The organism is Roseibium aquae, assembly GCF_008711285.1.
Classification (GTDB): Bacteria; Pseudomonadota; Alphaproteobacteria; order Rhizobiales; family Stappiaceae; genus Roseibium; species Roseibium aquae.
Genome location: NZ_VXDC01000003.1, coordinates 157546 through 177560, shown reverse-complemented (window position 1 = coordinate 177560; position 20015 = coordinate 157546). Strand labels below are relative to the sequence as shown.

The window sequence follows — 20015 nt, the reverse complement described above, 5'->3', positions numbered from 1 at the left end:
ACGCCCGATCCGTTGAATGAGTTCCCGGTCAGATTGATACCGCAGCGCGCTCCGATCTGACCGGGTTGATACGGCCCGTCCCGGTCTGTTCCGCGTTTAGAACAATCCCTCGATCATCCCCTGGTCGTTCAGCTTGATGTGATTGGCCGAGGGCACGCGCGGCAGGCCGGGCATTGTCATGATTTCGCCGCAGATCGCGACGACGAACCCGGCACCGGCGGACAGGCGCACCTCGCGCACCGGCACGCTGTGGCCGTTGGGCGCGCCCAGCCGGCTCGGATCGGTCGAGAACGAGTATTGCGTCTTGGCCATGCACACGGGCAGGTGGCCGAACCCGTCGGCTTCCCAGCGTCTCAATTGATCACGAACGGAATTGTCGGCCAGCACATCGTCCGCACGGTATATCCGCTTGGCGATGGCCTCGATTTTCCCAAGGAGCGACAGGCCGTCCTCGTAAAGCGGGGCGAATTGGGCCATTCCGCTTTCTGCGAGCACGGCGACCTTTTCCGCCAGTTCCACCGTACCCTCCGAGCCCTCGGCCCAATGGGACGCCAGCACAGCCTCGACACCCAGCCCCGCGCAAAATTCCTTCACCGCCTCGACTTCCGCTCCGGTGTCGGCGGTGAAGTGGTTGATCGCGACGATTGCCGGTACCCCGAATTGTTTGATGTTCTCGATGTGGCGGCCAAGATTGACGCAGCCATTTTTCACCGCTTGGACGTTTTCCGCGCCCAGATCTTCCTTGGCGACGCCGCCGTTCATCTTCAGCGCGCGCACGGTTGCCACGATGACGGCCGCGTCGGGATGCAGCCCGGCCTTGCGGCATTTGATGTCGAAAAACTTTTCCGCGCCCAGATCGGCGCCGAAACCGGCCTCGGTGACGACATAGTCGGCCAGTTTCAAGGCGGAGCGGGTTGCCATCACCGAGTTGCAGCCGTGGGCGATGTTCGCAAACGGTCCGCCGTGGATGAAAGCGGGGTTGTTTTCCAGCGTCTGCACCAGGTTCGGCTGGATCGCTTCCTTCAGGAGAACCGTCATCGCCCCATCGGCCTGAAGATCGCGGGCGGTGACGGCCGTCCGGTCGCGCCGGTAGGCGACAATGATATCACCCAGCCGCTGCTGAAGATCGGTCAGATCCGTCGCAAGGCACAGGATCGCCATGATCTCGGAGGCCACCGTGATGTCGAAGCCGCCTTCACGCGGAAAACCGTTGGACACCCCTCCGAGCGAGCACACGATTTGGCGCAACGCCCGGTCATTCATGTCCATGACCCGGCGCCAGACGACCCGCCTCTGATCGATTTCCAGTTCGTTGCCCCAATAGATGTGATTCTCGATCAAGGCCGAGAGCAGATTGTGGGCGGAGGTGATGGCGTGGAAGTCGCCGGTGAAATGGAGATTGATATCCTCCATCGGCACGACCTGCGCTTTGCCGCCGCCCGCCGCGCCGCCTTTCATGCCAAAGCAGGGGCCGAGCGATGGCTCCCGCAGGCAGATCACAGCTTTCCGGCCGATCCTGTTGAGACCATCTCCAAGACCGACTGTGGTGGTCGTCTTGCCTTCACCGGCGGGTGTCGGGTTGATGGCGGTCACCAGTATGAGCTTGCCGTCCGGCCGATGTTCAAGGGATTTCAGGAACTCCCCGGAGATCTTCGCTTTTGTTCTTCCATAAGGGATCAGCGCATCGTCGGGCACCCCGATCCGCGCCGCGATGTCCTGAATGGGCTTCAGTTTGGCTGCTCTGGCAATGTCGATGTCGCTCGCCATGAATGTTTCCTCGTGATGGTCTGCCGTCGGCCGGACTGGCAGGGATATGCCTTTTCACGAAGGAAGGCGAGTGTGCTTTGCACGCAACGGGCACGAAACAGCACAGGCTTACAGCTGGAGCTATCGGGGAAAACGGCAGGCGCTTTCCCCGGAAGATTTTGCCCGGCGGATCAACACCGCTTCAGCCAGCGTGACAACGTGCCGTTGGCCAGCGTGACAACTTGCCGTTGGGCACGCGATTACATCAGGCAAAACCGGCTTTTTGCGGCAGCCCGATTTTCTTCAGCACCATCACAACGGGGCACAGGCCGGTGAATGACGCTTGCATGAGATGCGCGCCAAGAATGCCGGTGAGCCAGAGCCAATTGATATTGACATAAACGGCAAGGAGGACGGAGGCGAGCACAAGAAGACCCACCACGAAAAGAATAGCGCGTTCAACGGTCATAAGAACCTCCTGGAAGTTAAATTTCGAATGTTTGAAACTATGCGCCATGCCACGGGGAAAAGCGAGTCCCGATCATGCGGCAAGCCGTCCTTCGGGAAACCGCTTACCCGCCGGATCCGGCAGTTGATCGACCGGAAGAGCGATGCGCCCATGGGGTCGGGGAGGGGGAGGCTTGTCGCGTGTGGGGCGGGATCTCAGATCGGGGACCGCAGCCAGTCCGGGTCGAAGGTCAGGGTCCCGCATCCTGCGAACCTGGCCATGCGGTGGAGTTCGGCCTCCAGTTTCGAAAGCCGGGTCCGGGTTGGCCGGACCCCCGGTTCCGGCCAGAAGGCGCGCACATGCAACCGGTCCTCGGCCCGGACCGCTTTCATGTCGATCCGGCCGGCCAGCCGGTCCCCCTCCAGAACGGGAAAGACGTAGTACCCGTATTGCCGCTGGGCTTCGGGCACAAAGACCTCGATCCGGTAGTGGAAACCGAACAGGCGCTCGGCGCGCTTGCGGTCGCGCAAGACAGGGTCGAAGGGTGACAGGATGCGCACCCGGCCGGGAGGCTCGGGCAGGTGTGCCAGCCCGTCCAGGGTTTCGGGGCGCAGAAAGACCCGCCTTGGCTTGTGGCCATGCCCGCAGCTAATCTCCGCTTCGACGACCTCGCCGGCCGCTTGTGCTCGCTCACACCAGGTCTTGGCTTCGCCCGGCGTAATCAGATCGAAGAATGCGGCAATCTCGCCGGATGTCGCGAATCCCAGCCGATCGAGGGCGGCCCCTGCCGCCCAGTCAATCGTCTCTTCCGGCTCCGGAACAGACGCGCGGTACTTTGCCGGGATCACCCGCTCGGTCAGATCATAGACCTTTTGGAAGCCGGACCGGCGGCACACGGAGAGTTCGCCGGCGCGCCACAGATATTCCAGGGCGGTTTTGGATGGATGCCAGTCCCACCAGCCACCGCTCTTGCGATCCTCGTTCTCCCCCACGTCGCTCGAGGTAACCGGCCCGTGATCGGCGATCTTTTTCAGAACCTCGTCGAACTTGTCGTGAAAGCCGTCGCGCCTCCACTTTTGCCAGCGTTCGCCGAGCCGTTCGCGGTCGCGCGCGAATTTCAGCCGCCAATGGCCATAAAACGCGGTCGGGATGATCGATGCGTCGTGTGTCCAATGTTCGAACACGCTGCGATCGCGTTCCAGAAGCCGTTTCAACGCCTTTTCCCTGTAGGCGGGACGGCGGGCGAACAGGATCATGTGATGGGCCCGCGCGACGGTATTGATGCTGTCGACTTGAACAAAACCGAGCTGATTGATCACCGACATGAGATCCTCCCTCTTGCCGGTACCGGCAAGAGAGGCGGACAGGCCATGGCGGTGGAGAAAAAGATGGCGGGCCCGGGTGTTGGTGATCTGGGGCAGGGTGGTTGAGGTCATAGGCCGATTTAGCCGCATGTCCGCTTTGGCGCGCAACCCGTTTCCAGCAAAAGGCCCGCGAAGCACCAGGCGTATCTCGTGAACCCGCCAGAAAATTCGCGGCGGAAGGCCTCCGCCTTTCCGACCCGCGGTCACGCTGTGGTGAACGGTGCCCGGCTGATCACCACTGTTGGAGCGCGGGCGGGCCGGGCGCGATCTTGGCGTTGGGACCGCCGAGGTCCGCCAGCGGGGTTATTTCACCACGATCCGGACCGCGTTTTCCTGGGTTTGTCCGGTCCGCCCCTGGCGGTTCGCCCATTGATACGACTGGCGTTCTTCCGTTGGGGTGCACAAGAACCGTTCCCGGTAGCATTTGGTGAAGTGGGAGGTGGAGGCGAACCCGCAGGCGAGCGCCACATCCAGCACCGGGCGGCTAGTCCGGCGCAACAGATCGCGGGCGGTCTCGAGCCGGAGCCGAAGATAATACTGCCCGGGGGTGCAGTTGAAATGCCGCCGGAACAAACGCTCCAACTGGCGCGGTGACAAACTGACGGTCATCGCCAGTTGCTGGCAGCTGAGGGGGTCCTCAATGTGCAGATCCATGATCCGGATCGCATCCAGGATCTTGGTGTTTGAAATCCCCGTGCGCGCTTCAATGTCATGGCGCTGGGCGGATTCTCCGGACCGCATGTTCTGATAAAGGGCCACCTCCGCAACCTCATGGGCCAGATAGGCCCCGTGCTGGATCGCGATCAGCCGCAGCATCATGTCCAGCGATGCCATGCCGCCGGCGCAGGTGATGCAGTTCCGGTCGATGGCGAAGATTTCCGAGGTCACGTCGACATTGGGGAACTCTTCGCGCAGGGAGCGCAGGTTTTCCCAGTGAATGGTGCAGCGCCTTCCATCGAGGAGGTTGTAGCGGGCCAGAAGGTAGGCGCCGGTGCAGATCGCGCCGAATGTCCGGCCCATGGCATTCAGCCGGCGCAGCTTGTGCCCAAGCTCGGCCTCGACAGGCAGGCGCTCCACATCCAGGCCGGTGCACAAAAGTGTAACATCGGCATCGTGCAGTTCTTTGACTGATTTCTGGACGTTGATCTCAATGCCATTGCTCGCCATGACGGGTTTCCCGTCCATGGAAAAGGTTGTCCAGCGGTAAAATTCCCGGCCAATCATTCGATTTGCCAGCCGCATCGGTTCCACGACGGACGAGAATGCGATCAAGGAAAACCGGTCTATCACGATCAATGCTATCGTCTGGCCGAATTCCTCTTCTGTTTCTCTGGACATTTACTTTGGCCCTTCGCCGATATCCGGAAGTTTATCGTTATATATAAGGAAAATCATGTTTTTTGAAAGGCGAGTCAAATAGAATTGAGTGCGGCGCTGTGTATTTGTCAATTTGTCATTTTTGCGCTGCACAGCCTTCCCGCGGTGCTCGGGAACCGGTATGTCTTTGGCCTTGCAGGCGGTTCGGCGCGGAGGCGCCCTTAACAGTGACCCTGGCAGGTTTCGGCGGGGTAGTTATGTAAAATGAAAGCCTGATCTTGCTTGCCCGAGTGTGGAGGCCTGCCGATTGCGAGGAGCAGACGGTTGAAATTCAACTCGCGAGAGGGCTGTCTTGAAACGGGTGCCGATACAACGCTCGCTGATCTGGGTCGCGCCGATGGGCTCCAAGGGCGTGCCGGCTCGTCCGGCGCTTTGGGGGCGGCGTCCTTGAACCTTGCCAAATCCGACACGGCCTGCCATGTGACCGGATATGCGAAGTTTGAAGCGTGTCCGGGATGATTTTCCGCAAAAAGCCCGTCAGCTGGTTTTCTATTGCTTCAGATCAAGGACCGCTCAATTGTATTCGGTCACCACTAAGCACCGAGATATGTCACTGGAAAGCGCCGTTTGATGAATGTGATCACCAAGCCAGAGGACGTGCAGGCAACTGCACCTGCCGGGGTCTTCGTTGAGGAAGTGAAGTCCGTCCGGCACTACACCGAGCGCCTGTTCAAGTTCCGAATGACCCGGCCGGCCAGTTTCCGGTTCCGCTCCGGCGAATTCGTGATGATCGGTTTGATGATCGATGGCAAGCCCTTGTACCGCGCCTACTCGATCGCGAGCCCGTCCTGGGATGAGGAATTGGAGTTTTTCTCCATCAAGGTCCCCGATGGACCGCTCACATCCCATCTCCAGACAATCAAGCCGGGCGATGCTGTCTTGATGAAGAAGAAGCCGACCGGCACCTTGGTCAATGATGCGCTCATTCCCGGAAAACGGGTCTACATGTTTTCGACCGGCACTGGAATTGCGCCCTTTGCCAGCCTGATCCGCGACCCGGACACATATGAGAAATTCGATCAGGTCATTCTCACCCACACGTGCCGTGAAGTCGCGGAACTCAAGTATGGCGAGGATCTTGTCGCTGAAACCCGAAATGATCCCCTGATCGGTGAGTTCGCGCGAGAAAAGCTTGTTCATTACACATCCGTCACGCGCGAGGATTTCCCTCGCCAGGGCCGGATCACGACATTGATCGAGACCGGCAAGCTGTTTCAGGATCTGGGCGTTCCCCCGCTCGATCCGGCTGTCGATCGCGGCATGATTTGTGGCTCCATGGACATGCTGCGCGACACAAAGGCACTCCTCGAGCGCGCGGGCCTGAGCGAAGGGGCGAACAACAAGCCCGCCGAATTCGTGGTCGAACGCGCCTTTGTGGGATAGGCGGCGCGCGGTTGCATTTTGAAGCGTTTTGAGGCCCGCACACGCGGGCCTCAATCCTGTTGGCCAAGCGGTGCGAATGTCGACCAGAGGATAGCCTTGGCGCAGGCCGGCGGTGTAGTGTCGATCAAACGGAATGGTGTGGGGCGCCTCATGGATTGGGTCGATATTGGCAGGGCACGGGAGGCCTACAGGGCCGGCCAGAACGTTATGGCCGTCCTCAAGCGGGAAGCGAACATCACGGCGAATACCAGCGAGATCATCGAAATCGCGTATGATCTGCAAGCGGGCAGCTATATCGACCTTCTTGAGTCGGATCTTCCGCGTTTTCTGGATATCGGACGGGAAGTCAGAACCCACCTTCAAGCGCACATTACCGAGGATTGCGTTTTGCTGGATGTCGGGTCCGGCGAATTGACGATGTTGAGCCTTGTGTTCCGGGAAGCTGGTTTGACCGTTTCCGAACTCCTGGCATGCGACTTGAGCTGGTCGCGCATTTACAAGGGGCGCGATTATTGGAACTCGACCGTGCCCAACAGGCAACCGAGACTCACCCCTTTCGTTGCGGACATGGCCCATATCCCTCTGGCGTCGAAATCGGTTGATTTTGTCATGACAACCCATGCGCTGGAGCCGAATGGATCGGCACTCCCGGTCTTGTTGCGGGAGTTGTTCCGGGTTTGCAGGCAAAAACTCATCCTGTTCGAACCGAGCTACGAACTCAACACGGCCGAGGGGCGGGCACGCATGGACAGGCTCGGATACATCAAGCGCCTTGAGGAAACTGCCGCGGCGCTTGGAGGGGCCGTGATCGACGTCCAGCCGCTGTCTGCGATCGCCAGTCCCCTTAATCCCACCGTTTGCTATGTGATCGAGCCACCGGCCGATGGACTTTCGGCCGCGGCGACATGCCATGGCCGCTTTTGCGTGCCTGGCACGGATTTTCCGCTCATGGAGGACGCCGGCTTTTTGAGGTCGCCCGATTGCGGCCTCGTCTTCCCGGTTCTCAAGTCGATCCCTGTTCTCAAGCCGCATGTCGCCATTTTGGCGACGGCTCTGGAGGACGACACCGGAGCCATGCCCGGTTGACGATCAGGAAAGCGGAGATTGGGGTCATATCAAACGCTCTTTGTGCCCGAACAACGACCCGCTTGTTTCAGCTCGGCACCTGCCGCCGTTTGAGCAGACCGTTCGGCACATGGCCCTGGATCAGCGGATGTCGAGCCAGAACCGGTTGTATACCCAGAGGCGACCTTCCCTTGAATTGCCTTGCACATTTGGGCGTTTCGATCAAAATGACAGATACTCTAGCCTTGCAATCCGAGACGTCTCAGCCGGGCTGCCGGTGAAAACCCCGCAAGATACTGGCCGAGTTCATTTTTCACCGTCGGGACAATCGCTTTTGTCGGTTGGTCTAGCTCGAGTGTAAAATGGGCGGTCTTTCGAATATATCGCTTGTATCTACCATCTTTCAGCGGCATCCGCGGGGGACCGCCGAAACTGAGAACGGGAACATCGGCAAGTGCCGGCAGCACGGCGGACGCTGTTGCGGGGCCGATGGCGACATCGCAGATGGCCGAGAGCGCCAAGGCACTGTCCAGATCATTGAACAGATCTATTTCCTCGAAATTGATGAAATTGCCTTTGGTCTTGTTCTGCAGGAAGGCAATTTCCTTCTCGACATATTTGTACTGAAGATTGATGTAGGTCACGCCCTCGAATTCCAGGATGGGGCTGATCTCGGGGGCCGACAGGTACGACCGGACGCGGGAGATATCGAGGTTCTGGGACCGCCAGCACACGCCGACGATCGGGCCTTTTGTGCGCTCGCCGAGCCGTTCGTGAAAGGTCCGCGCCAGTTCCATGTTCACCCGGTAAACGGACTGATCGGCCTCGTCGAAGGCTTGCAAGCTGCGCCGGAAAAACCGGCCCAGATCCGAGATGCAGATGTGATAGTCGAAATCCGAGACCGTCGGCCAATAGTCGGGGGCTTCGCCGACAAGGGGAGAGCGGCTCGTCACGCTGGGGAAGGCGCGCTCAAAAAGCGGGATCGCCTTGGTGGGGCCCTCGAAGATGACGTGACCGGCACGTTTGATGAGATCCGGCATCATCAGTCCTGACATCAAGGTGTCGCCGAGGCCCTGATCGGTCCAAACGAGAATGGTCTTGTCCGAAATGTCCTCGCCGCGCCAGACGGGCTGCTCGAACTGCCGCCTGATGACGCCCGGCACTCCCTTGCCCAGAAACCGTGCCGGATGGAGGTCCCAACCCTTTTCCAGATCGCCGGTTGCGAGGAAGGCCAGGGAAATGTTCCAGTCCGCCGCGCTTGGCTTGTCTCCCGAAATCCTCTTGGCTTGCCCGAAGGCCTCCAGGGCGTCGTGGGGACGGCCCAGGCCGTGCAGGATAACCCCGAGTGTGACTTGGCGGTGCTCGTTGTTGGGATTGTCCTGGGCCGCCCGCTGGGCATAGGGGAGGCCTTCGTAATGGCGGCCCGCCATGAACATGTACCGCGCGACCTCGTGCTGGATATCGCCATTCCCGGGAAACCGCTCGAGCGCTTCGGACAGATCGATCTCCAGTTGATCATACTCTTTGAGGGCCAGACGGCAGCGGGCCCGATCCGCATAGTTTTCCGGATTGTCCGGATCGAGAAGAATCGCAGTCTTGAGCAGCTTGAGCGCATGTTCATGCTCTTCCCGGTCCCGCAACATGACAGCGTAGTTCCGGTAGCTGTCCACATAGGTGGGGTATTCGACGATCAGTCTTTGGAATTGTTCCTCGGCTTCTTCCTCTCGGCCGTCCCGAGCAAGGGCAACGCCTTTCAGGTTCAGGGCCTCCAGCAATTTCGGATTGAGCGCGAGCGCCTTTTCGGTCGTATCCAGGATCTCGGTCAGCGAGTAGTCCGGGATATCCGACATGGCGCGGGCCAGATTGGCCAGGAATGAGGCTTCCGGCTTGGGGGAAAGCTTGATCGCCTTCTCGATGTACTCGATCGCACGCTTTGGAAAGCCCATCTGACGATAAGTGACACCCAGCAGATGCAGTGCGTTCACGTTTTTCGGGTCTTTCTTGAGGATCGACTTGTAGATGCGCTGCGCCTTTTCGTGCTCGCCGGCCTTTTGATAGGCCACCGCCTGGAGCATCTTCTCCCGCAGCGGATTGCTTTGGGGGCGTTGGACCGTTCTGGAAAGGGACATGGGCAGCGCTGCCTGAGTTGCTCGCAAGATTCGGGCCTCAGGATAGCAAATGCGGCGGCATGGGGACATCAACTGGACCGCAGGCCCCGGCGCTGTGCACAAGGGTTTGCACAAGCGATCATGCCGACGCTCGTTTTTCGGGGCGCAGATCGGCGGAGCGGCAGACGATGGAAGACGGTGCTGCGGAAATGGTGGGCGATACTGGGATTGAACCAGTGACCTTTCCGGTGTGAACGGAACGCTCTCCCGCTGAGCTAATCGCCCTGAAGTCCAAAACGGTGGGCGGATAACTAATCGAAGACCTTTGACGAGGCAAGCGCTTTTTGCGGGGCCGTGGTCTGTGGCTGGTGGGCCGACCGGCAGATCACGGGCTGGAGAGGCCGGACAGGGCCGCGTCCAGCTGATCGAAATGTCCAATCACCCCATCGGCGCCGAGTTCCGCCACAGGAACCGGAGAGTAGCCGAAGGTCACGGCGATAGCCGGGATGCCGGCGGCCCGCGCGGCGTCGATGTCGGTCCGCGTGTCGCCGATCATGACGGAGCCCTGCACCGTTCCCCCGGCCAGCTGGATCGCCCCCAGAACCGGCTCGCCGTGTGGTTTGGCGTTTTCGAAGGTGTCTCCGGCAACAACAGCGTCAAAAAGATCTCTCAGGTCCAACTCCTCCAGGAGGGGAAGGGTGAGCCGGGTCGATTTATTGGTGCAAATCGCCAGGCGCCATCCATTGCTCCTGAGACGGTCAAGGGCGGCCAGCGCGCCTTCAAATGGACGGGTGTGAGTGGTGAAGGTCCGCTCGTAGTGGTCCAGAAACCGGGGAAGGCGCGCCTCGATGTCGGGCGCGGTCCACGGCCTCCCATTTGCCTCAAGCCCTTTTTGGATCAGGACCCGTGCACCGAAGCCGACATGCCCGCGCATGCTCGACGGCTCCACCGGTACGCAGCCTTCACTTTCCAGGACGGCATTCAGGCTTGCGACGAGATCTTCCAGCGACGCGACAAGCGTTCCATCGAGATCGAACACGGCTACGGACATCTGGACCTGCTGATCGGCATTGACGAGGGAACGGCCGGCGCCTTGTTTGGTCGGCCAAGGATGCACCAACTACTGTTTGTAGGCTGTCCGGAACCCGCCCCATTGACGGCCGTTGACATAGATGGGCGCGTCGATTTCCGTCATCCAGACCGTTTTGCCGTTGCCCATGTCGCGGGCATAGCTCTGGATCAGGAAGGGCCGAGTGTTGCGCCCGGCGCTCAACCCCGCGCGATCATCGAAGATGCGTTTGTTGCGGCTGTTGGCGGTGTTCCAGGCCGGATCGTCGGATCTTTGCGGGTGTGAATAAATTCTATTGTGGACGGGGAGATAACCATTCCTGTCCACAGCGGCGCAGAAGGCCATGCGCTGATCGGTCTTGAGAATGTCTTCCTGGATCGGCGGCAGGATGCTTTCCAGCACGGACAGCGACCGTGTTGTCACCTGCTGCGGATTTGTCCCCGGGATGGGCGCATAGTCGGTGTCAAAAAGAGCCTCGACGCTCATGGATCCCTTTTCGATCATGCCGGTCATGGCCGCCGCAATCGCCTGGGCACCGGTCTGGGCGCGCTCGACATAGACAGCGAACTGGCCGTGGATTTCCGCGAGAAGGTCGCCGAGCGCCTCGGTGAACCGGGGATCGGGATCAACGAAGGCGCAGTGGAGGCCCACGTCGGACTGTTCCACCACCCGCACCCGGACCGTGCCCAACTTGTTCAGGTTCAGGTCGGCAAGAAGGCCGGGCCGCACACCGGCGGCGGCCTCCGCATGAACCAGGGTTCCCCCTTCGGAGATGTCACGCGTTTCAACGGCGCATGGCTTGCCGCCCACTGCCATGGTCCCGGTCAGGCGCACGGGCAGGCGGTCTTGCTGGCGGCGATCGCCCACCGCGCTTTGCCGGATCATCATGGTGAACCGGTGCCGGAGGGCCTCCACGGACTGGCCGAGCCGCTCGCTCGCGTTCTGTGCGGTCTGGCCGCGTTGTTCGGCGCTCACGGCCCGGTCGTTTATGGTGTTGGCCCGGCCGCGAACCTGATCCACGAAACTTGCGGTTTCCCGCGCCCGGTCTCCGATCTCGTTCGTTGTCGAGATCTGTGTCTGGACAGCCGCCTCAACCGCGGCAAAACTCGGCCGTATCTCTCCGATCACATCGACGATCCGGTTCACCGATGCGATACTGGTCTCTGCGGATTGCTGAAGTCGGTCAATGTTGCTGACAATCTGATCGGTCGCCCGCTGGGTCTCCACCGACAGGGCCTTGACCTCGCTGGCGACGACCGCAAATCCCTTTCCTGCTTCCCCGGCCCGCGCGGCTTCGATTGTTGCATTCAAGGCCAGCAGGTTCGTTTGTTTCGCGATATCCGAGATCAGCGTGACCACCTCGCTGATGCTCAGGATCGCGTTCCGTAGCGCCTCGACTTCCTGATTAGCGTGGCCGGCGACATCAAGCGCCTGGTCCGACAATGCGCTTGATCGGTCCATCTGGCTTTCGATTTCCGCGCTCGAAGTCGTCAGGGCATCGATTGATTCGGCAAGACCAGTGGCGTTTTGGCTCGCCAGGTTGGTTTGCGCCGCCAGATCCATCCCATCTTGCCTGATCTGCTCCAGAACCTCGAACTGGGCGGTTATAGCGGTCTGAACGTCGGATGCGATGCCGTTGAGGTTGCGGGCCGCGACATGAAGATCGTCCTCGATCATGTCCAGCGCAAGGGTCAGTGTACCCCTATCCGCAGATTTTCCCGCCTGTCCGGGGGTATCCGTCGGATCGGCGTCCGGCCCGTGGTGCGTATCGGTCTCGTCCTGATGAGCAGGGCCCAATCGCGTATTCGAGCGCATCTTGTTGAACAGGACCATTACCACGACATCCTCCATGTCATGTTTAACTATGTTTTTTAACCACAAAGGACTGAACGGTTCGTTAATTCCTTGCCGGTCGGGGCCGAGGCGCTGGAGGGCGCGCAGAACCGCCGAACCGGAGCTGCATCAGGAGAGCGCCGGAAACCCAACGGGAAAATCTCGCTTCAAGCCGATCCGATCCGGGCGCACACTGGACCGAAGCCGGAGCCTCATGCTAAGGACCCGCCGGTCGCCTTTTCTTGAGCGGCGAAATCACAGCCGCCCACGGCGGGAGAGCGCAATGAGCGACACGCAAAAACAAAAGGCCGCCGACCGGGCCGCCCAAGATGTTGTTTCGGGAATGAAACTGGGCATCGGGACCGGGTCCACCGCGGAGTGTTTTGTTAAGAGCCTGGCGGAGCGGGTCCGCGGCGGCCTCGATATCGTGGGTGTTCCCACATCCGAACGGACCAGGGCTTTGTGCGAGGAACTCGGTGTGCGGCTATCGACGCTTGACGCGTTGGGGACCCTGGATCTGACGGTCGACGGAGCAGATGAAATCGGGCCGGGGCTGTCCCTGATCAAAGGTGGGGGTGGTGCCCTTTTGCGGGAAAAAATCGTTGCAGCGGCATCCGAGCGGATGATCGTGATCGCTGATGAGAGCAAGCTCGTGCCGGCTCTGGGGGCCTTCCCTCTGCCGATCGAGGTTGTCCCTTTTGGATTGGCGGCAACGCGAACGGCGATCGAGCGGGTGCTTGCCGAAATGGGTTTGCCAACCGACCTCCGTCTTCGTGGTGGAGTGGAACAGCCCTTCGTCACCGACGGCGGTCACTACATCCTGGACGCGCATCTCGGCCGGATCGACGAGGCCGAAACCCTGGCCCGTTCTCTGGTCGCGATACCGGGTGTTGTCGACCATGGCTTGTTTCTGGGCCTGGCCCAAACCGCTTATGTTGCCGGTGAAGAGGATGTCCGAATGCTGCGCGCCTGATTGATGGGAAGCGCTTCAGAAATTGGATATTAATGCGAGAGAATTGCTCTGGGTCTTAAGCTCCGGAGCCCAATGGAGTTCCTAAGATGAAGATGAAATCACTCTTCCCACTCGGCCATTTGCTCGGCGCTGCGATGCTGATGGCAAGTGCCGGTGCGGCGGTGGCTCAGGAGGAGCTGTCGGAAAGCCACATCGAGGCGGCTCGCGCAGTCGTGCAAGAGGCGCAAGCCCTGGACACCTTCGACAATATCTTGCCGTTGATGGCGGAACAGACGCGCACGCTTTTCATCCAGTCCGATCCAGCCCGCACCCAAGAGATCGAGATGGTCACCAACGAAGTGGCGCTCGAAATGGCCAAGCGCCGGTCCGAACTGAACCGCATCGTCTATGAAGTCTGGGCGCGCCGGTTCTCCGAAGAGGAGCTTCGGCAGCTGGCCGAGTTCTACCGCTCGCCGCTGGGCAAAAAGCTGTCGGAAAATGGCCCGACCATCACGGCGCTTTCCGTTGGCGCGGCCCGTCAGTGGCAGGATGCCATGTCGACGGAAATGGTCGCCCTTGTGCGCGAGCGCCTGGACGCTCTGGCGCAACCCCAGTAGGTATTGGCGGTGACCCTGGCCGGCAGCTGTCCGGCACGACAAAATCGCTTCCAAGGCCGCTGTGAGCGGCCTTGTTCTTGACGGGCTGCCGGGTGCGCACGCACGGGCGGTGCCGCCATCGCGGGATCGAAAGAGGCAAAGATGAGCGATTATGATTATGACCTGTTCGTGATCGGCGGCGGATCGGGAGGGGTGCGGGCCGCGCGGATCGCGGCGACCCATGGCGCGAAAGTCGGGATCGCCGAGGAATACCGCTACGGCGGCACCTGCGTGATCCGGGGCTGCGTTCCGAAAAAGCTGTTTGTCTATGCCTCAAAATTCTCAGAGGAATTCGAGGATGCGGAAGGTTTCGGCTGGTCGGTGGGCGAGCGGAGTTTTTCCTGGGAAAAACTGATCCGGGCCAAAGACCAGGAGATCGCGCGCCTGGAAGGCGTTTACCGGCGCAACCTGGAAAGAACGGGCGTGGAGATGCATGACACGCGGGCCGTGATCGAAGACGCGCATACGGTCCGTTTGCGGTCCACAGGACAGACCGTCACCGCCCGGTATATCCTTGTCGCCGTGGGGGCTGCGCCCAATGTCGATCCGGACCTGCCTGGTGCCGAGCATGTCATCACGTCCAACGAAGCGTTTCATCTGGCGGATTTGCCGGACAGGATCGTGGTGGCCGGAGGCGGCTATATCGCCGTCGAGTTTGCCGGAATTTTCAATGGGCTGGGGGTCGACACCACATTGATCTACCGCGGCAGCCAGATCCTGCGCGGTTTCGATATGGACCTGCGAAGGGCGGTTCACGAGGAAATGGAAAAAAAGGGCATTCGTGTCCTGTGCGGGGATGTGTTCTCATCCATCGAGAAGAAACCGGATGGCTCTCTCGTCGGGCATACCAGGAACGGCGAAGCCCTTGAGGCGGGGCAGATCATGTTCGCGATCGGCCGGCGCCCCTATACAGCCGATCTGGGCCTGGAGAAGGCTGGTGTCCAACTGGATGATACTGGCGCGATCAAGGTTGACGCGACCTCGAAAAGCAGCGTGGACAGCATCTATGCCGTTGGAGACGTCACCAACCGCGCCAATCTAACCCCGGTCGCGATCCGCGAGGGCCATGCCTTTGCAGACACGGTCTTCGGGAACAAGCCTTGGACCGTCGATCACGACCTGATCGCAACGGCAGTATTTTCGCAGCCCGAACTGGGCACCGTGGGACTGACGCAGGAAGCCGCCCTTGAGCGCACCCCCAATCTCGACATCTACACGTCCAGTTTCCGGCCCATGAAGCACACCTTGTCTGGCCGCGATGAAAAAATGCTGATGAAGCTCATCGTCGATGCCGATACGGACAAGGTGCTCGGTGTCCATGTTCTGGGCCCCGATGCCGGAGAACTGGCCCAGGTGCTGGGGATCACGCTGCAAATGGGGGCAACCAAAGCGGACTTCGACCGGACCATCGCCGTTCATCCGACCGCGGCGGAAGAATTGGTCACGATGCGCGAGCCGACAGAGCGTTTACGGGCCTGACCCGCCCGGTCAGGCGGCGTCGCTTTCAATACCGAAAGTGGTGTTGGACGGTTCCGCGGAACCGGCGTCGGCTGTTGCCGTGTCGCTTGCGAAAGCGGCTCGGCCGCGTCCAGCCTCCTTGGAGGCATAAAGCGCGCGGTCGGCCGCGGCCATCAGCGCCTCCGGATCTTTGCCGTCGCCGGGGAAAGAGGCGATGCCGATGCTCAAACCGATATGGGCCGTATTGCCGCCCTCCAGAGCAATCGGTTCCTTGATTGAGCGGATCATCAGAACCGCAAGATCGCGCAGTGTTGTCCTCGGCAGTTTGGCATAGATCAGGACGGCGAATTCGTCGCCCCCCAGACGCGCCACGAGGCCTTTTTCTCCGATCGCCGCGGTAAACCGCTGGGCAACGGCCTTGATCACCTCGTCCCCTGCCGCATGGCCGTAGGTGTCGTTCACGGCCTTGAACTTGTCGAGGTCGCACTGGAGAATTGTAAAGGGCGTATCCGCACCGCTCTTGAGCGCCGTTTCAAGGGCCCGGTTGAACTGCAGGCGGTTGGCAAGGCCCGACAGGCTGTCATGAAGGGCGAGATACCGGTTTTGGGCCTCGCTCAGTTGCAAGGAAGCGTTCAGCCGCCCGATCCGCCAGGCGATTCCGAAAGCCAGAATGGCGAGAGCGACGCTGAGTACGAAGATGACGGGGACGACCGTTGGCCAGATCGAGCTGGTTTGGGTTCGGCTTTGCCACTGGAAAGCGCCAAGCAGCGTGCCATCCAGCCCCCGGATCTCGAGCGCCGGGGTTGTCGGGAGATCCGGCATGCTCCGCGCAAATTTCAATTCCTCATAGGCGAGGGCGCCGTTCAGTTCCGCCACGACCGCATTGTCGCTTGTGAGGTCGCCATTCAAGTCGCGCAGCATTCCGCCATCGAGAAACATGGCCGAGACGATGACGGCGGCCGGTCCGTCGGGCAAGGTCGTTCGTCCGTCCGGCATCACCGGGACCGCGCTGATCATCGCGACCCTGTTGTCAAGAACGGTATAACCGGCCACCGCGAAGTCATCGGTGTCCAGGGATTGCAGGCTGCGGTGGCCAAACCCGCCTGGGACCCGAACCCGGTTGGCCATGTAAAGGGTCTGAACCTGCCGGAAGAGGTCCTCTATCGCAGTGCCGCTTTCCAGTGGAGCGGATGTCAGATGGGTGTAGTCGTCGAAGGATTCGGCCCGGATGATCCGGTCGCCCGTGATCACGACTGTGCGGTTGTGGCCATAGTTTGCCCACTGAGCGCTGACACTCTGGCGCACGTATTGGACATCGAATGAATGCACGAGGCTGGCCACTGTGTGATCGGATCGCGCGAGACTGAGTTGCTCCTGGGATAGAAGATCCAGCCGATGGGCAAGGACATTCCGCAGGAGTTGTTTTTCGCTTTGAACCGTTTGCCGGTCCGAGGTTTCGGACGCCACAAACCCGACAAACAGAAGCGAGGCCGCGCTCACCGCGATCAGAAGACCGGCAAGAAGAAAAGCCAGGCGCGAAATGTGGTGCCGGCCAAGTGCCGCGACCCTGTCGGTTGCCCTGGTCTGGTACGTCCTCACCGTCGCGCGCCCCGTTTCCAAGCGGCCGAGCGTTCAAACGGCTGGTTTATTCGGCTGCCCTCGAGGAACAGATACAGGGATCAAATTAACAACAAGTATTCCGGATTGGAGACTCCGGGGTAATTCGGAAAACCATTTTGACGGTCTGAGGTTTCGTTTTCATCTTGAGGTGGTGATTCTGACAAAGTCTTCAACCTCCAGCTCGGTGTTGAAGGCGTGGACAGACGCGCGGACCAGGCTTGAAAGGCCACGGAGCGGAAGATCAATCCGGGCCGATGCCGCGGTGGAAACAGACACGTTGATGCCTTTCTCGGTCAAACGCGCCATTGTCCGCGCCGGCGCCTCGCCCGTGACCTGAAAGGTCACGATGCCGCCTTTCCGAAGTCCCCGGTCATGGAGTGTGATCTTCCCCGAACTTGCCAGCTCTGTTCTCAAAGACGCCGCCAGATCGCAGATCCGGTGGCTGATCCGCTCAATCCCGATGCCAATGGTGTAGCCCGCTGCAACACCAAGCCCGATTTGCCCGGCCACGAACCGTTCCCAGTTTTCGAAACGGGTCGAGTCCGGCTTTAGCGCAAAGGTGTTGGCGTCAATCCAGTCGGCTGAGGCCAGATCCACAAATGGCGGGTGGATCTGGTCCAGAACGTCGGCGCTGACATATAGAAATCCTGTTCCGCGCGGTCCGCGCAGATATTTGCGCCCGGTTCCGGACAGGATGTGGCAGCCGATGGTCCCCACATCGAGTGGAATGTGTCCGGCCGACTGGCAGGCATCCAGCAAAAAGAGAAGCTTGTGCCTTGCTGCGATTTCGCCAACCTCTTCCGCCGGATTGATGAGGCCGCCGAAAGTGGGAATATGGGTGAGCGCGATCAGCCGCGTTCTCGGCGTGATGGCCGCTTCCAGTGCTTTCAGATCAATCTGTCCGTCGTCGTCGTCATCGATAAGGTCAATTTCGATCCCAGCCTGTGCTTTTTGATGGAGCAAGGCCATATAGTTCGAGACATACTCGGATCGTCCGGTGATGACCCGGTCTCCCGGTCTGAAGTCGATGCCGTAGAAGGCCATATCCCAGGCACGGGTCGCGTTTTCGACAAAGGCGATTTCGTGCGGCTGAGCGCCGATCAGAGCGGCAATGTTGGCATAGAATGCCTTGTATGCGTCGGTTTGCGCCGCGCTGGCTTCGTAACCCCCGATTTGCGACTCCAGATTGAGATGGTCCTGAACGGCCGCCAACGCCGGCCCAAGCGCAAGGCCGGTTCCGGCGTTGTTGAAGTGAATGCGATTCCCTGCGCCGGGCGTGTCGTCGCGCAAGGCCTCGACATCCCGTTTTGAAAGCAAACTCATGGTCATGTAAAAAGGTCTCAAAACTGTCTGCTGAAGTGAAAGACGACAAGCTGCCTTAAAAGTGAGCACATGGCTATTACATTTTTTGGCTACGGATCGCTGGTCAATGCCGCGACCCTGGGTAGAGACGTTGAATTGGTGCCGGGCCGGTTGTCCGGCTGGGTCCGCGCTTGGCGGGTTTGCGGGACATCGTCCGCCGGACGTGGTGTGTGTGTGCTGACCGTCCACCGCCGTGCCGGGGCGCAGATCGAAGGCGCCCTGGCCCGGCAACCGGCCGACCGATTGCCGGCCCTTTTGCAAAGGGAACACAAATACGACCCAATCCCGGGAATAGGTGCCGCCTTCCGGGCCGATGGCACGGGGGAACCGGGACCGGAAGACAGTTTCCTGTTTCAGGTGAAGGACCGCTATGCCCGCTGGGGCGACGCGGATCACCCCATCTATCAAAGCTATCTCGATTGCGTTCTGGCCGGATATTTCGGGACCTTTGGGTGGGACGGTGTGCGGCGCTTTCTCGAAACGACCGAGGGCTGGCATGTTCCCGTGCTACCCGACCGGGAGAACCCTCTCTATGCCCGGGCCGTGACGCTCACTGCTGAGCTTCGGGAGGGCATAGATGACGTGCTGGCGGAGCATGGCGTTCGCTATCTCCAGCAGAGGTAGAAAGCGGGGGGGGGTGCCGGGCACCCGGCCATCCGTGCTCGCGCGAGGAGCCGGACCGCGTCCAGTGGGCTTCAGGCAAACAGGCCCTGAAGGATATGACCGCAGAAATAGGCGATGCCGGCCGCGGCCAGTCCGATGGCCGTTGTTTCCACTCCGGATGCAAACCAATGCCGGGTGGACCAGCGGGCCTTGATCGACCCGATAAGAAAGAAGGCCGAGCCGGTCAGGACGGTGGTCGCAGTTCCCGTGGCGGGCAGCTGCAGCACAAAGGGCAGCAAAGGCAGGCTTCCGCATAGAACGAAGGCGGCGAACGTGGCCAAGGCCGCGCGCATGGGGGAGCGGACCGCCGCGGCCAGACCGTATTCTTCCCGCATCATGGTGTCGATCCAGACGGCGGGGCGCGATGTCAGGATGCGGACAATGTGGTCCAGATCGGCGCCATCGATACCCTTTGCCAGAAAAATCTGCCGGATTTCCTCCCGTTCTCCGGCCGGATCGACCCGGACATGTTTCTCCTCGATCCGGTGAAGCCGCCGGAAGTCCTCGAGCTCGGACTTCGTGCCGGTATAGTTGGCGGCCGCCATCGAAAAGCCGTCCGCCAGAAGGTTAGCAACACCAAGGACAAGAACGATGGCTGGTGAGAGATTGGCGCCGATGGAGCCGGCCACGATGGCAAAGGTGGTTACAGCGCCGTCAATACCGCCATAGACCCAATCGCGCAGGTAGCTGACGGACGGTCCATTCTCGAGGCGGCGTGCGATCGCCTCGGGCGTATGGCTGTGTTCGAGCGGGTTCTCGGCTGGCGGCATGGTTTTTTGGCTTTCCAACGAACGCATGAGCTTGGATGGCTTGGGTTTGTCTGGACGACGCGCCGGAATAATGCATTGAGATGCCGCAAACCGGGAACCGGGTTGCCTGGTGGATCGCGTTCCATAGCCGCACATCGGCGA

Annotated in this window: 16 protein-coding genes and 1 tRNA gene; 6 read left to right on the top strand and 11 right to left on the bottom strand. The window is 60.6% G+C overall.

Going from position 1 to position 20015, the window contains the following annotated elements; all coding sequences use genetic code 11:
* Positions 1-96: 96 nt before the first annotated feature.
* The 4 genes from F0184_RS06470 to F0184_RS06455 form a co-directional block, all read right to left on the bottom strand.
* On the bottom strand, positions 97-1767 hold the full coding sequence (locus tag F0184_RS06470; protein WP_150495348.1) for a formate--tetrahydrofolate ligase: 1671 nt from the start codon (positions 1765-1767) through the stop codon (positions 97-99).
* A gap of 244 nt (positions 1768-2011) precedes the next feature.
* Entirely contained in the window at positions 2012-2215 is a 204-nt protein-coding gene (locus F0184_RS06465) for a YgaP-like transmembrane domain (protein ID WP_150495347.1), read from the bottom strand.
* A 194-nt stretch (positions 2216-2409) separates the two neighbouring features.
* On the bottom strand, positions 2410-3630 hold the full coding sequence (locus F0184_RS06460) for a winged helix-turn-helix domain-containing protein (RefSeq protein WP_150495346.1): 1221 nt from the start codon (positions 3628-3630) through the stop codon (positions 2410-2412).
* A gap of 231 nt (positions 3631-3861) precedes the next feature.
* Positions 3862-4896, bottom strand: coding sequence for a GlxA family transcriptional regulator (locus F0184_RS06455; protein ID WP_150495345.1), 1035 nt, complete (start codon positions 4894-4896; stop codon positions 3862-3864).
* 609 nt (positions 4897-5505) lie between these two features.
* On the opposite strand from F0184_RS06455, the gene F0184_RS06450 reads away from it, so the two are divergent.
* Positions 5506-6318, top strand: coding sequence for a ferredoxin--NADP reductase (locus tag F0184_RS06450; protein WP_150495344.1), 813 nt, complete (start codon positions 5506-5508; stop codon positions 6316-6318).
* Positions 6319-6468: 150 nt separating this feature from the next.
* The gene (locus tag F0184_RS06445; RefSeq protein ID WP_150495343.1) at positions 6469-7404 is read left to right on the top strand and encodes a class I SAM-dependent methyltransferase; all 936 of its coding nucleotides are present in this window, start codon (positions 6469-6471) and stop codon (positions 7402-7404) included.
* 218 nt (positions 7405-7622) lie between these two features.
* Here the strand turns inward: F0184_RS06445 and F0184_RS06440 are convergent, their stop codons facing one another.
* From F0184_RS06440 to F0184_RS06425, 4 genes are all read right to left on the bottom strand, one after another.
* On the bottom strand, positions 7623-9512 hold the full coding sequence (locus F0184_RS06440) for a tetratricopeptide repeat protein (protein ID WP_172972010.1): 1890 nt from the start codon (positions 9510-9512) through the stop codon (positions 7623-7625).
* A gap of 189 nt (positions 9513-9701) precedes the next feature.
* Positions 9702-9776, bottom strand: a tRNA-Val gene (locus F0184_RS06435).
* A 100-nt stretch (positions 9777-9876) separates the two neighbouring features.
* Positions 9877-10542, bottom strand: coding sequence for an HAD-IA family hydrolase (locus tag F0184_RS06430; protein ID WP_150495341.1), 666 nt, complete (start codon positions 10540-10542; stop codon positions 9877-9879).
* Between the two features lie 69 nt (positions 10543-10611).
* Positions 10612-12393 carry a methyl-accepting chemotaxis protein gene (locus F0184_RS06425; protein ID WP_244299036.1) on the bottom strand — a complete coding sequence of 594 codons (1782 nt, stop codon included), beginning with the start codon at positions 12391-12393 and terminating at the stop codon, positions 10612-10614.
* Positions 12394-12676: 283 nt separating this feature from the next.
* Here F0184_RS06425 and rpiA point away from each other — a divergent pair, with 283 nt between their 5' ends.
* The 3 genes from rpiA to gor all read left to right on the top strand — a co-directional run bounded on the left by rpiA (position 12677) and on the right by gor (position 15480).
* Positions 12677-13366, top strand: coding sequence for a ribose-5-phosphate isomerase RpiA (rpiA, locus tag F0184_RS06420; protein WP_150495339.1), 690 nt, complete (start codon positions 12677-12679; stop codon positions 13364-13366).
* An 86-nt stretch (positions 13367-13452) separates the two neighbouring features.
* Positions 13453-13962: a DUF2059 domain-containing protein gene (locus F0184_RS06415; protein ID WP_150495338.1), complete on the top strand. Its 510-nt coding sequence runs from the start codon at positions 13453-13455 to the stop codon at positions 13960-13962.
* A 141-nt stretch (positions 13963-14103) separates the two neighbouring features.
* Entirely contained in the window at positions 14104-15480 is a 1377-nt protein-coding gene (gene gor, locus F0184_RS06410; protein WP_150495337.1) for a glutathione-disulfide reductase, read from the top strand.
* A 9-nt stretch (positions 15481-15489) separates the two neighbouring features.
* Here gor and F0184_RS06405 read toward each other — a convergent pair whose 3' ends face one another.
* Positions 15490-17058 (bottom strand): diguanylate cyclase domain-containing protein, encoded by a 1569-nt coding sequence (locus F0184_RS06405; RefSeq protein ID WP_172972008.1) that lies wholly within the window; start codon positions 17056-17058, stop codon positions 15490-15492.
* Positions 17059-17217: 159 nt separating this feature from the next.
* Positions 17218-18408: an aminotransferase class V-fold PLP-dependent enzyme gene (locus F0184_RS06400; protein ID WP_150495335.1), complete on the bottom strand. Its 1191-nt coding sequence runs from the start codon at positions 18406-18408 to the stop codon at positions 17218-17220.
* Between the two features lie 63 nt (positions 18409-18471).
* Between F0184_RS06400 and F0184_RS06395 the strand changes: the two genes are divergently transcribed.
* Entirely contained in the window at positions 18472-19065 is a 594-nt protein-coding gene (locus F0184_RS06395) for a gamma-glutamylcyclotransferase family protein (protein ID WP_150495334.1), read from the top strand.
* 71 nt (positions 19066-19136) lie between these two features.
* On the opposite strand, the gene F0184_RS06390 is transcribed toward F0184_RS06395, so the two are convergent.
* Positions 19137-19874 carry a VIT1/CCC1 transporter family protein gene (locus F0184_RS06390; RefSeq protein ID WP_150495333.1) on the bottom strand — a complete coding sequence of 246 codons (738 nt, stop codon included), beginning with the start codon at positions 19872-19874 and terminating at the stop codon, positions 19137-19139.
* Between the last annotated feature and the right edge of the window lie 141 nt (positions 19875-20015).